This window comes from Desulfonatronospira sp. MSAO_Bac3 (assembly GCF_003838035.1).
Taxonomy (GTDB): Bacteria; Desulfobacterota; Desulfovibrionia; order Desulfovibrionales; family Desulfonatronovibrionaceae; genus Desulfonatronospira; species Desulfonatronospira thiodismutans.
In genome coordinates, this window is the sequence record NZ_QYZY01000083.1 from 1 (window position 1) to 12,287 (window position 12,287).

11 protein-coding genes and 1 tRNA gene are annotated in these 12,287 nt (G+C 51.7%); 6 read left to right on the forward strand and 6 right to left on the reverse strand.

The features are described 5' to 3' along the window. Positions 1-426 (reverse strand): DUF1931 family protein (locus D5S03_RS03060; RefSeq protein WP_287042636.1); only part of this gene is annotated, 426 nt, incomplete at its 3' end. Between the two features lie 551 nt (positions 427-977). Between D5S03_RS03060 and D5S03_RS03065 the strand changes: the two genes are divergently transcribed. The 4 genes from D5S03_RS03065 to D5S03_RS03080 are packed head-to-tail and all read left to right on the forward strand — an operon-like array spanning position 978 to position 4,984. Continuing rightward, positions 978-2,711 carry a PAS domain-containing sensor histidine kinase gene (locus D5S03_RS03065; protein ID WP_287042637.1) on the forward strand — a complete coding sequence of 578 codons (1,734 nt, stop codon included), beginning with the start codon at positions 978-980 and terminating at the stop codon, positions 2,709-2,711. A gap of 41 nt (positions 2,712-2,752) precedes the next feature. Continuing rightward, entirely contained in the window at positions 2,753-3,202 is a 450-nt protein-coding gene (locus D5S03_RS03070; protein ID WP_287042638.1) for a response regulator, read from the forward strand. A gap of 8 nt (positions 3,203-3,210) precedes the next feature. Then, positions 3,211-4,803, forward strand: a complete 1,593-nt coding sequence (locus tag D5S03_RS03075; protein WP_287042639.1) for a response regulator — start codon at positions 3,211-3,213, stop codon at positions 4,801-4,803. 4 nt (positions 4,804-4,807) lie between these two features. Beyond that, entirely contained in the window at positions 4,808-4,984 is a 177-nt protein-coding gene (locus tag D5S03_RS03080; protein ID WP_008869251.1) for a hypothetical protein, read from the forward strand. 160 nt (positions 4,985-5,144) lie between these two features. Here the strand turns inward: D5S03_RS03080 and D5S03_RS03085 are convergent, their stop codons facing one another. Together D5S03_RS03085 and D5S03_RS03090 are read right to left on the reverse strand one after the other, a co-directional pair. Further along, positions 5,145-6,440, reverse strand: a complete 1,296-nt coding sequence (locus tag D5S03_RS03085) for a glycosyltransferase (protein ID WP_008869252.1) — start codon at positions 6,438-6,440, stop codon at positions 5,145-5,147. 239 nt (positions 6,441-6,679) lie between these two features. Beyond that, on the reverse strand, positions 6,680-8,998 hold the full coding sequence (locus D5S03_RS03090; RefSeq protein WP_287042640.1) for a hypothetical protein: 2,319 nt from the start codon (positions 8,996-8,998) through the stop codon (positions 6,680-6,682). Between the two features lie 609 nt (positions 8,999-9,607). Here D5S03_RS03090 and D5S03_RS03095 point away from each other — a divergent pair. Beyond that, entirely contained in the window at positions 9,608-10,075 is a 468-nt protein-coding gene (locus D5S03_RS03095) for a periplasmic heavy metal sensor (protein ID WP_008869254.1), read from the forward strand. 67 nt (positions 10,076-10,142) lie between these two features. On the opposite strand, the gene D5S03_RS03100 is transcribed toward D5S03_RS03095, so the two are convergent. Together D5S03_RS03100 and D5S03_RS03105 are read right to left on the reverse strand one after the other, a co-directional pair. Beyond that, positions 10,143-10,901: a 4Fe-4S binding protein gene (locus D5S03_RS03100; protein ID WP_008869255.1), complete on the reverse strand. Its 759-nt coding sequence runs from the start codon at positions 10,899-10,901 to the stop codon at positions 10,143-10,145. A 68-nt stretch (positions 10,902-10,969) separates the two neighbouring features. Then, a complete protein-coding gene (locus D5S03_RS03105; protein WP_287042641.1) occupies positions 10,970-11,632 on the reverse strand; it encodes an ArsR/SmtB family transcription factor in 663 nt (220 codons plus the stop codon). A 186-nt stretch (positions 11,633-11,818) separates the two neighbouring features. Here D5S03_RS03105 and D5S03_RS03110 point away from each other — a divergent pair. Then, positions 11,819-11,895 (forward strand) — tRNA-Pro (locus D5S03_RS03110). Between the two features lie 98 nt (positions 11,896-11,993). Here the strand turns inward: D5S03_RS03110 and D5S03_RS03115 are convergent. Then, the gene (locus D5S03_RS03115) at positions 11,994-12,134 is read right to left on the reverse strand and encodes a hypothetical protein (protein WP_287042642.1); all 141 of its coding nucleotides are present in this window, start codon (positions 12,132-12,134) and stop codon (positions 11,994-11,996) included. Between the last annotated feature and the right edge of the window lie 153 nt (positions 12,135-12,287).

The window sequence follows — 12,287 nt, forward strand, 5'->3', positions numbered from 1 at the left end:
GACCTTTTCCCAATCCTGGGGCTTGGGGTTTTTAAGTTCCGGATTGACGGCCTTGAACATCTTGGCCAGGGCGACTGTTATGGCTCCTGTAAGCTCGGGCAGGGCATTTTCCACCTCGGAGCTGTAATCCAATTTGAGCTTGGGCAGGGTGGCCAGTTGTTCAAGAATGGGTTCCAGGTTAAGGGTTTCGTCATACTCGCGCACTTCCCTTAACTGCTCCTTAAAGGCCATGGTTATGGGCAGGTCATAAAACTGGATTACATCCCTGCCGTTGGCCTGGGCGGTAACCACGCCCATCTCCAGCATGTCGTGCATTTTTTGATTTACTACTTCATAAAGCCTTTTAAGATCGCTTTTATCCATATCCAGGCCTGCGGCATTACGAAAAAGAGCTTCGAACTTCTTTCCTCCGAATATCTGAGTCATAACTTCGCTCCTCCTTTTTCATTATTTACAGGTCACTTACCACATTGCTGACCTGTATGCGCATCTTGTACAATAAACAGGTCCCGAAATCAGTCAAATCCGGCAAAATTCATTTGACTGTGCTTTGCCGTAACCATTCTAAGGTAACAATTCAGGGGACGCCGAAATCACGCCTCTGGCGTGACTGGGGACAGCCCCCGCGACACTTTTCCCGCACAAAATTACAGGTGCTAAATTTGTTGAATCTGCACAATTATTACATAGCAGGGACAGTCCCCTGGCCTTGTGCCATTGATCACCCCCCCCTGAATGGTCACGCTTTACCGGGTATAGAAATTCATAATTATGCCCGAAAAATCCTGTGGAATCCGATAGTTGCTTCAGTATTTGCCTGCAGGCCCCACCCTGTTCAAAACATATTCAATTGACAAAAACATGCAAATATTCTTAAGATTACGGTAAAGATACAGTCACAAAGTTTATATTGAAAAATGACAAGCTGTCAGACAGCGGCGACCTGATGCCTGGGCAGTTGATATACCAAAGCAGACATGACACATCCAGAAAGCGATATAAAAACCTTTATTCCATCCCGCACCGCTCTTGTTTACGCTGTTCTGGCCGGACTGTGGATCGGCCTTTCCGACCGGGCGGTGGCCCTGCTGGTGGACGACCCGCAGCTTCTGATCCAGGTGCAGACCTACAAAGGCTGGGCCTTTGTCCTGGTCACAGCAATCATCCTTTACTGTATCCTGAGACAGCAGGTCCTTTCCTGGGAAAAACGGACCCAGGACCTCATTGACCGCGAAAAACAGTATCACTTTCTGGTGGATAAGTCTCCGCTGCCCATCTTCATCCAGACCGGCGGCAGTTTTTCCTACCTCAACAGCCAGGCCCTGAATCTTTTTAGAGCCTCCTCCCAGGAACAAATGCTGGGCAAACCGGTAATTGATCATGTCCATCCGGATTTCAGGGAAAAGGTCAAACAAAGAATCCAGTCCCTGAACCGGGATAAGCAGGAGGTCCCTGCTTTGGAACAGGTATTTACTACGATTGACGGAAAAAACGTAGACGTCAATGTGCAGGCCGTACCTTTCAATTTTCAGGGACAGGACGGGGCCGTGGTCTTTGTGCAGGACATAACCGGACACAAAAAAAACCAGGAACAGCTGCGGGCCTGGCATGATCTGATGCAGTACATAATCCGCCATGACCCAAGTGCCATAGCCGTGCATGACCGGAATATGAACTATATCTATGTCAGCCAGAGATATCTGGATGATTACCAGGTAACACGGGATGTCATCGGCAGGCACCATTACGAGGTATTCCCGGAAATCCCTGACAAATGGCGGCAGGTGCATGCCAGGGCCCTGCAGGGAGAGGTCATCAGCTCTGACGACGACCATTTTATCCGGCCCGACGGCAGCATCGACTACACCCGATGGCAGTGCCGGCCCTGGTATAAAGCTGACGGATCCATCGGCGGAATAGTCCTTTATACCGAGGTGATAACCAGGCTTAAGCAGACTGAAATTCAGCTTAGAGAGCTGAACCAGAGCCTGGAACAGAAGGTGCGTGAACGTACCGCCCGCCTTGAAGAGCTGAACCGGGAACTGGAGGCCTTCAGTTATTCAGTTTCCCACGATCTGCGAGCTCCTTTGAGGAGTATTGACGGTTTCAGCCAGGCCCTTCTGGAAGACTGCCACGACCAGTTAGATGATGAGGGCAAAGATTATCTGCAAAGGGTACGCAGCGCCACCCAGCGCATGGGACACCTCATCGACGAAATGCTAAAACTCTCCAGGATTTCCAAAGCCGAACTAAAGCCTTTGCCAGTGGACCTCTCACAACTGGCCCGCAAAGTATGCACTGAACTTTCCCAGGAAAATCCTGACCACCACGTGGACATCCAGATTCAGGAGACACTGACAGCCCAGGCGGACCCGGCCCTTATGGAAATCCTTCTGGAAAACCTGCTCAGCAATGCCTGGAAGTTTACTAAGGACAATCCGGATGCCGCAATTGAAGTGGGCCAGAAAGTTCTGGATAGCCAGGAGGTGTTTTTCATAGCAGACAACGGGGCAGGGTTTGACATGCAGTACGCCCAACAACTTTTCGCTCCCTTCAAACGGCTGCACTCAGCTGACAAGTATCCCGGAACCGGCATAGGCCTGGCCACCTGCGCCCGGATAGTCAAAAAACACCAGGGTCGCATATGGGCCGATTCAGAACCGGAAAAAGGCACAACTTTTTTCTTTACTCTGGGCGGCGGGGAGAATTAGAGTAACCAGGAACTCAATCCAGGAAATATCAACGAGGCGGTATGCAGCAAAAAACCATTCTTCTGGTGGAGGACAACCCTGATGATGTCCTGTTGACTCAGAGGGCCCTTAAAAAGAACAATATTTCCAACGAACTTGTGGTGGCCAGAGACGGTGTAGAAGCCCTGGACTATCTCTTCGGCACCGGGGCCTGGCAGGGAAGAGACCCTGGTGTTCAGCCGGTGGTGATACTGCTGGACCTGATGCTGCCGCGCCTTGACGGCATGGAGGTGTTGCGCCGCATCCGCGCCAGCAAGCTCACCAGCCTTTTGCCTGTAATAATACTCACCACTTCCAGAGAAGAGCGGGACCGCCTGGAAACATATAGGCTTGGGGCCAACAGCTTTGTCCGCAAGCCGGTTGATTTTGAACAGTTTATTGAAGCAGTCCGCCAACTGGGTCTTTACTGGCTGGTGCTCAACGAACCCCCTCCAGCCCCAAAGGAGGCATGATGTCTGAGTTGCGCGTTCTAATTGTTGAAGATTCTCATGACGATGTCCTTTTGATACTGAGAAATCTCAAAAATGCAGGCTGGCAGGTTGCCCATGAAAATGTGCAGACTCAAGAGCACATGCGCCAGGCCCTGCAGTCCAGGCCCTGGGATCTCATTATCTCTGATCACGCCATGCCGGAAATGGATTCATTCAAGGCTCTGAACGTCCTTTATGAAAGCGGACTGGATCTGCCCTTCATCCTGGTCTCGGGCAGCATTGGCGAGGAAACCGCTGTGGAAGCCATGAAAGCCGGGGTCAACGACTACATCATGAAGGACAAGCTGGCCAGGCTGGCCCCGGCTGTCAGGCGCGAACTCAAAGAAGCCGAGAACCGCCGGGCGAAAAAAGAGGCCCACGAAGCCCTGGTGGCGGCCAAGGAGGCAGCAGAGGTGGCCAGCCGAGCCAAAAGTGAATTCCTGGCCAACATGAGCCACGAGATTCGCACTCCATTAAACGGCATTGTGGGCATGCTGCAGCTTCTCTCCTCCACCGGACTGGACACTGAGCAGGAGGAATACATCCGCCTGGGTCAATCAGCAGCTCAGCGCCTGACCAGGCTGCTCTCGGACATTCTGGACCTGTCCAGCATAGAGGCCGGCAGAATGTATATCCGGGAAAACCCCTTCAGCATCAGTCATGTATGCGAGTCCATTCATGACCTGTTCATAATTACTGCCAGGGAAAAGGGCATCCACTTTGATATTTCCCTGGACCCTCAGATACCCAAAAAAGTAATGGGAGATGCAACCAGGGTCAGCCAGATCCTTTTCAACCTGGTGGGCAACGCTTTCAAATTTACGGATCAAGGCAGTATCAGCCTGGACATCAGGCTTGCTGAGCAGGAGCAGGACAGACTTCTACTGCATATATCCGTGGCTGATACCGGCACCGGCATTCCCCCTGACAAAATAAATGAACTGTTTCAGCCCTTTACCCAGGCAGACGGATCATACACCCGCAAATACCAGGGGGCCGGCCTGGGCCTGGTGGTGGTGCAACGCCTGCTGGATCTGCTGGAAGGCCGAATTGAGGTTGACAGTATAGTTGGACAGGGTACCACTATGCATGTATCCATGCCCTTGAAAACCCTTCCAGAAGAGGATGCCGGTCTTCCCCTGCAAAAGGAGCAGGAACCCGGCCCGGGCAAAGCACTCAATATCCTGGTGGCTGAAGATGACCCCATGAACCAGATCTTTATCAAAAATCTGCTGACAAAAGAGGGGCATAATGTAAGCATGGCCAAAAACGGCCGGGAAGCGGTGGAGCTTGTGCAGGAACACAGTTTTGACTGTGTACTCATGGACATTCAGATGCCGGTCATGACCGGAGTAGAGGCCACACGGGAAATAAGAAACCTGGGGGGAAACGGTTCCATCAGAAATGTGCAGATACCCATAATTGCAGTCACCGCCCACACCCAGCCTGGAGACAGGGAAAAATTCCTGGACGCCGGCATGGACGACTACCTGGGCAAACCTGTAAGCCTGGAAGACTTCCGCAACGTATTCAGGAAATTTTTCGGACCAGGGGTGGTGCAGGGACTCAAGTCTTCAGGATAATAAGATGAATATGTATTTTGCTGTGTTTTTAATAGTTTTTCTGCTTGCAGGTCTGGCCTACAGTACCTACTCCTTCTCCCAGGGCAGATTTCTGGAAGGAATGTCCATATTTCCCTGGCTCATAGCCTGTTACTTTTTCGTCCAGGCCTGGGAAAGAAGAAACAGAAATGATGAAGAATAGATGCTTCTCTATGCCCTGGGGACTGTCCCCGCTATGTACTATCTTTGCAGGTTCACCCAACCTGGCGTTAGTCATATTTTAATTGTGCAGGAAAGGTGTCGCGGGGACTGTCCCCGGGCCGGCAGTCCCTGAATGCTTACCTGCCTTTGATGTAAATAATCTACCTCTGCCCTCCTTCCTGCTTCAAAGCACTCACTGCTGCCTTAGTCTTGTGGGACAGCAGCTGCCACTGGGCCCGGATGCCTTTTAGCACCGAATCCCAGGAGACCAGCTCATGGGATGCCCAGGTATCTTTTTGCACAAAGGACTTTATGACCCTCTCATAAAGCCCGGCCATGCTCTCGGCGCTGCTTTCCCGGGAAAAGGATGCAGCAGTTTTCAGGGCGTTTTGCATCCACTCCTGCTGCCTGCTTTTATCCCCGGCAAACTCCTCTAAAGCCCCGGCAAACTCATGCTCAGAGCTTTGAGCATCCAGAAGCCGTCCGTTTTCACCGTCTCTTACCACCTCGCGAGTTCCGGATGCATCAAGGGCGATCACCGGATTGCCCGCGGCCATGGCCTCGGCAAGGACCATGCCCTGGGTCTCGGTGGTGGAGGAGAAAACAAAGACATCCATGGCCCGGTAGGCATCGGCAAGGTCCTGCCCGGTCTTCTGACCTGCCAGGACCAGCCTGTCCAAGACACCTTTTTCCTGAAAAATATCGCGGATGTCCTCCCTGCTGGGTCCGTCTCCCACCACCACAAAGACCGCTCCGGGGTCTTTTTGCAGGTAAAGAGCAACTGCCCGGCTCAGGTATTCCAGATTTTTTTCCGGAGCCAGGCGGCCCACATGGCCTATGATCAGGCGTGCTTTTTCCAGGCCGCATTCTTCTTTGAAGGCCTGACCATCTCCAGCAGCGAAGAAATCCAGGTCCACTCCGGTGGGAATGACTTCTATGGGCGCTTTGACCCCCCTTTCCTCAAGCATCAGGGCTATGCTTTCACTCGGGGCCACTACCATGCTGCACATGTTGGCATACATCGTTGAAAGCTCTACCACAAAACGCTTCATTTTCTCCGAATTCAGGGGAACATAGTGAGTATAGCGCTCATACAGGGTATGATGGGTAAAGACTAAGGGCAGGTCATGCTGCATGGCCATGCGCAGGGCGGAATCTCCCATTAAATAAGGATGGTGACTGTGGATTATATCCGGGCGGAACTTCTCCAGTTGCCTGTTGATGGTAAAAGGCAGCGGCAGACGCACGGAAAAGTCGCTGCCGTTAAAATTCTGCAGGGCCGGCACCCGCAGAACCCGGCCCTCTTCCTCGACCCCCGGAGACAACCCCGGAAACGTGGGAGCGATGACCAGCACCTCATGGCCCATTTTGCGCAAATCCTGTGCAAAGAAATCCACCGATCTGGCCACCCCGCCCACATGGGGAAGGTAAGTATTGGTAAACATGCATATTTTCATGCTGCGTCCATTATTATAGTGTTCACAATAGCCTGTGCTGCCAGAAAAGTTTTGTCTTTTGTCTGTCTGGACATTCCATCAAACCTGAAGTGTGATTCGTACAGCACGCTGGATTTACTGCATATTTCTTGAAAACCAGTTACCGGGACGGGTTCATCACATAACAATCTGAAATTACTAATTTTTAATTAACATATTAACATACTAACAATTAACTGATAACTGTTAACTCTTTGCCCCTATACCGGCAGAAGCTGCACAGGCCGGTCAAGGTCCGTAGTGCGTACTTCTTCAAAACCAGGCACAGCAATGGTGATATCGGGAAGACCATCTTTCCATGTGCCCTGTACCGACGCAAAATACTGCCCTTCTTCCCTGTAAAGTGCAAGATCCACTGTTCCATAAGCAGTGGGAGCCGGACCAAAAGAAACCTCCTGTCCGGATGTTATCCATTCAGGGAAAACCCCGGAAAAAAGCACAAGACCGCCCTCTTCCTCCCGGACAAACATATTGCGCATCATCATTATCCATTCCGCTGCAGCCCAGCCGTGCTGCCCGTCGCCCATGCAGCCCCCTGCAGTAATGGGATGTATGGCTTCGGGCCACTGCCCCGTGGGCGAGGCCATGTCAGCTACAGCCTCCACCAGGTCCCTGAACCCCGGCTCCTTGTGGCGCAGCAGGGTCTGGGCGATATCCAGGGTCAGGTAGGCGTTTATTCCGGAGTGGATCATATCCTGGAAAAATCCGCCCCGGTGAAAGCAGTTCTGCATGAGAAACCTGGCCGTATTGAGTATTTCAGTACTGCCCACCGGGTACAGCTGCAAAGGATAGTCCGCAACCAGCGAGCCAATGGCCCCGGCATCCATACGCCGGTATGGAGATGCAGGGATCGCTCCCTGTTTTCTACGTTCCGGGATGGAAGCTATACTCTTTTGTATATCCCGGTGATAACTGTCCGCGATCCGGGATATATATCCGGCCAGCCTCTCATCCCCGCCCTTTTGTGCAATCCGGGCTGCTACGCGCAGTCCTGCCAGGCTCCAGAAGTTGTCCCAGTAATAATAATCATTGGGGCCCAGGTGTTCAGCGCTGAATCCTGCCGGAAGCAGCCCGGCATGCAACTGGTTTTTTGCACTGGTCATTCTTTTTCTGTCTATCCACTTAACCGCCTTTTCCATGGCCTTCCACCAGTCCCTGCTGATCCTGCCCCCGGTAAAGTCCTGGTACCGGCCCATGATCCAAAGCACCTGACCATTGGAATCCCACTCCCCTTCCTGGGAATGAAAATAGCCGCTATACTTCTGTCTCCCGGGAAAGCGATCCATCTGTACTTCAATACGTTCATCCAGCCCCAGGGCCAGCATGGCATTAAGCATGAGGCATGCGTCACGAAACCAGAAACGCTTGTATGTATAAGGCCCGGGAACTACATCATCAGCCGATAGAAGCAAAATAGAACGAACAGCTGCGTCATATATAAACTGCATTTTTTTATCCGGAACATTCAAGGCTGCAGTGCCCTGCACCGATCGTTTCCAGGCTTCTCTGGAACCTGAAATGCGACCTGTTGTTCCGGCTTTTTCGCCCCCCAGGGGCACGGATATGTCCAGTTCCTGTTCAACACCTGGCTGCAGGCGGTAAAGGGCCGCACCCGTGGCCATGCCGGTGGGGCATTTGACCTTGTAAGACTCCTGCATGTCATTTTCCTGGATTCCATGCAAAACATCGCCTTCCAGGTAATTTGCGTGCAGGATTTTTTCAGGCTGCCTTTCAAGAAAAACCGTATAATCGCCGTTTATAAGCCAGCTGCAGGATTTTTCCCGAAACTCCAGTTTCTCCACAAACTGCACACCTTCAGGATTATAGGGACGGATACTCACCGCCAGCCAGGCATTGTCGCTGCTTTCGGCATTTATTCTGATTCTGGCCCGGGGAGCATTTTCTTCCACCTCTACCCGGGTTGTGCTGCGCAAATCCCTGCCCTGCCGTCTGACCTGTGTAGCCACCTCTAGGTCGGACTCCAGGCGCAACTCCTGGTCTGCCTGCTGAGCCCTGGAGGGCAGCAGATGCTCTCCGTCTTTATCCACAATCCAGAAGTCCAGGGACCAGCCGTCAATGTGCGGGGTGACAAGGCCCCTGGGGTCCACAATGGGATAAAGGGGCAGATCCGGGTGGCCCACAGCTGTCCAGTTGCGGTGAGTGAGGTTGACGTGAGTGATGGAAAAGGCCCGGGGAATAAACGAAGAATCGTCGGGGTTGAACTGCTTTTGCACCCAGAAAGGCCAGACCCAGTCCAGGTTGTGTTGAATGGCCCTGGTGTTTATAAGCCCCCGGGCATGAAAAATTATGCCCGCACGCAAGAGTTCAATAGGCTCATTCACCTCCGAGGGCTGGGAGAATCTACGCATTCGGGCCATGAGCCTTATGGGATCGATGATGCCGTAGCTTCTGGCGGCCCGCCTTACAAAATATTTCCAGGGAAGCCAGCGTAAAATAAGCGCCTCCTTTGTTTTTTCAGAATCATTCCTGCTTGCATACAGCGCACGTAACCATTCCATGAACTGTTTCTGTCGGTTCTGTAAAAATAAGTATTTTCAGGCACTCCATGCAAGAGCTTTTTGGCAGCCGAACCAGACAGATCAGGATCTGCAATATCATGCTGTTACCCTGAATCCGTGAAGTATACTTTTTTCGACATATATCCTTGCAGGCTCCGGGGTTTGGCAAAAAGGCCGTCCCGCACTTACTTTTGCGATTTCTGCCCAACTTTCAAATCAAGATTTGCCAGAAAGTAAGTGCGGGATCTGAGCGACTTAGGCAGACTTAATCAAAATCCTTTAATTATCTGATTTAACTTGTATAAGTATTTTGAAGTTCATGCAGCATGTTAGACCGGGCAAGGCCCGGATTTTGATTTAGTCTGCCTTGGAGTGAGTTTTTGCGGCCTTTTTGACAAATTTCGGAGCCTGCTTTCACGGATTCAGGTGCTACCTTAAAAATTTTGTGAACCTATCCAATCCGGCCTTGCACAACAAGTGCAATCAATTGCACTACCACTTTGATCTGACTGCACCTTTACTGTTAACATACTGAAATATAAACATTATTTTTTTGGCATCACCCTTGCAAATATCTAATCAAATTCAATTTTAACACAGGAGGTTTTTATGTCAGGAAAAGTTTACACAGGATTTGCAGTTGCTTTGTTGGCGGTTCTTCTTTTGGCTTCGGCAGCTATGGCCCAGCAGCAGGGCAGATGGTCCGATGAGGCCAGACCAGGAGCGGCATGGTCCCAGCTGGACGAAGAACAGCAGCAGGAACTCTGGGAGCAGAGAAAGGCTTACCAGGAAAAGGTATACCCAGTTAGGCAGATGAAAAAGGCCAGAAATGCCGAACTAAACGCTGAACTGGCTTCCCAGGATCCGGATCAGGGCAGGATAGAGGAGCTTAAGAGCGAACTGATCCAACTGAACCAGGAGCTTTTTGAAACCCGCCTGGAGCACAGGATTGAACACAGGCAGGAATATGGTGCATGCCCGGGCATGAGGGGTGAATTGAGAAGCCAAGGACCCCGGGACCGGGGTGACAGAGGTCAGGGAGCCAGAGGCCAGGGCGGCCAGGGACGCGGCTGGTAAGGTAAAATAAACTGACCCAAAAAGGGCGGCAACAGGTTTGCCGCCCTTTTTTTTGTCAAACCACTCTTTATCCCGACTGTACAGCCGGATGCTCCTGGCCCTTAACCTGTTTTGAAGCATCTTCATGCACCCCGAACTGCAGGGCATTGGTGGGACAGGCACCTACACAGCGCATGCAGCGCATGCAGCTGGTTGAGACCTGTGCAGGCTCTTTTCTGTCTTTGACCTGTGCGATGGCCGGTTCCAGGATACCGCCCAGGGGGCACTGCCTGGCGCAGGTATGACAACTCTTGCAACTGGTATCTATACGCATCTGGTAACGCCCCTTTTTACCAATGAGAGCGCCCAGAACGCCCCAGGGGCATATATGCGAGCAAAAACTCCTGGGATGATACAGGCCTCCAAGTATTGTGGCCAGGCTGACCTGCACTCCCATCATGCCGATGGGCACCAGCCAGACCCAGGCCGAGCCCTGCACATTCCAGTGCACAAAGGCAAACGCGGTTAAAAAAACAAAAGTAAACCCATAGCCAAACCACCTGTGGTTCAATATCCCCGGCAGTTTTCTATAACGCGAAAACCTGCTCACCCCGTGATCTATCCAGGCACCGTTGGGGCAGATCCATCCGCAGAAGACCCGGCCGGCAAATAAAGCCGCCAGGAGAGCCCCCAGAACAAAAAGGATATTAAAATAATAAACGCCAAGCCCCAAAAGCAGCGCCGACAGAAGCACCGCAAAAAGCTGGGTGGTGTTGCGGACGTTTTGAAACATGGATTTGGCCTGGGTGCAGGCCGTGCCTTTGGATTGCTTGTCTGCTTTACTCATATTTATCTCCTTTTAATTTTTCATGCTGAACAAAAAGTTTTCTCTTTTCTAATATCTGGTCTCCGGGCTTATCGTTCCAGCTGCAGTCCATGCATCTTCCACTCGTGTACTCCGTCCCTGATGCGTACAGCTTCAAAACCCTTTGAACGAAGAAGCTCTACAGCCCTGCTGGCCAGCAGGCAGTAAGGACCACGGCAGTAGGCCACAATTTTGTTTTCCGGCGATATTTCCTGAATACGCTCTTCCAGTTCATTCAGGGGAACAGAAACTGCTCCGGGGATATGCCCGGCAGCGTATTCCTGGGCAGGGCGCACATCTAAGACAGTGATGCTTCCCTCCCTGGCCCGCTGCATGAGAAGAGATCTGTCCACCGCTTCTAAGTAGGGATCGTTTTCTGCAACCTTGCGCATTAAACGCTCAAAATCGGCCAGCCTGGCCTCAGCCAGACTGCACATGGTCTGGAAAAACTCACACACCTTCTGGTCCCCCACACTGTAAATCACCTGTTTGCCTTGTTTTTCCACCTCTACAAGCTGAGCCTGCCTGAGTACCTGCAGATGCCTGGAAGCATTGGCAACACTCAACCCTGACTCACAGGCCAGTACCTCCACGCTCCTGGGGCCCTGCCGCAGAAGATCCAGCAGCTCAAGCCTTTTGGGGCTGGAAATGGCCTTTCCCACCCTGGCCAGCTGCTCGTAAATCCTGTCTTTGGTCTCTACCGTATCTTCCATGCAACCCTCCCGGCACAAAATTAAACATTCAATTGATCGATTGAATATTTTGAGAAAGTTTGCTTGTCAAGGAGAAAAAACCCTGAGACTTAAACTATTGCTGATGGTCATGGAAAAACAAAAAATCAAGGCGGGTGAAAATCCGGTTGACATCCGGCAGATGAAGTCGTAATAATTTATTTTTTACGGGATGTAGCGCAGTCTGGGAGCGCACCTGAATGGGGTTCAGGGGGTCGCAGGTTCAAATCCTGCCATCCCGACCAGAGATTTCAAGGGGTTAGGCTTTAGGTCTAGCCCTTTTTTTTGGTCCAAATGGCCTTGATATACCAATGATATACCACGATATACCAAACCCTGCGCATCAGCTGCTTACCTGAGAGTCATAGTATTTTTGCAGCTGGGCCTGAATAAGGGATTTGTGTTGGGCTGTAAGGTGGGAATACCTGTCGGTCATGGCGATGTCGGCATGACCGATCATTTCCTTGGCATCCACCGTCTCCATGGCTGGGACCTATTTGATTGTCGTTCATGTTGGGATGGATCATGAAGGAGCACAGGGAATACGCGCAGCGGCTGATAAATTCCCTGGACAGTCTGACCCGGGAAAATGAACCGGACCGCATTGTTTCCCAGCCGCCTGATGTTCAAAAAAAGC

Excerpts from the sequence above, each read along its gene's own strand:
- D5S03_RS03065 (WP_287042637.1), top strand. The coding sequence starts at position 978 with ATGACACATCCAGAAAGCGATATAAAAACCTTTATTCCATCCCGCACC.
- D5S03_RS03070 (WP_287042638.1), top strand. The coding sequence starts at position 2,753 with ATGCAGCAAAAAACCATTCTTCTGGTGGAGGACAACCCTGATGATGTC.
- D5S03_RS03080 (WP_008869251.1), top strand. The coding sequence starts at position 4,808 with ATGAATATGTATTTTGCTGTGTTTTTAATAGTTTTTCTGCTTGCAGGT.
- D5S03_RS03085 (WP_008869252.1), bottom strand. The coding sequence starts at position 6,440 with ATGAAAATATGCATGTTTACCAATACTTACCTTCCCCATGTGGGCGGG.
- D5S03_RS03090 (WP_287042640.1), bottom strand. The coding sequence starts at position 8,998 with ATGGAATGGTTACGTGCGCTGTATGCAAGCAGGAATGATTCTGAAAAA.
- D5S03_RS03095 (WP_008869254.1), top strand. The coding sequence starts at position 9,608 with ATGTCAGGAAAAGTTTACACAGGATTTGCAGTTGCTTTGTTGGCGGTT.
- D5S03_RS03100 (WP_008869255.1), bottom strand. The coding sequence starts at position 10,901 with ATGAGTAAAGCAGACAAGCAATCCAAAGGCACGGCCTGCACCCAGGCC.
- D5S03_RS03105 (WP_287042641.1), bottom strand. The coding sequence starts at position 11,632 with ATGGAAGATACGGTAGAGACCAAAGACAGGATTTACGAGCAGCTGGCC.
- D5S03_RS03115 (WP_287042642.1), bottom strand. The coding sequence starts at position 12,134 with ATGGAGACGGTGGATGCCAAGGAAATGATCGGTCATGCCGACATCGCC.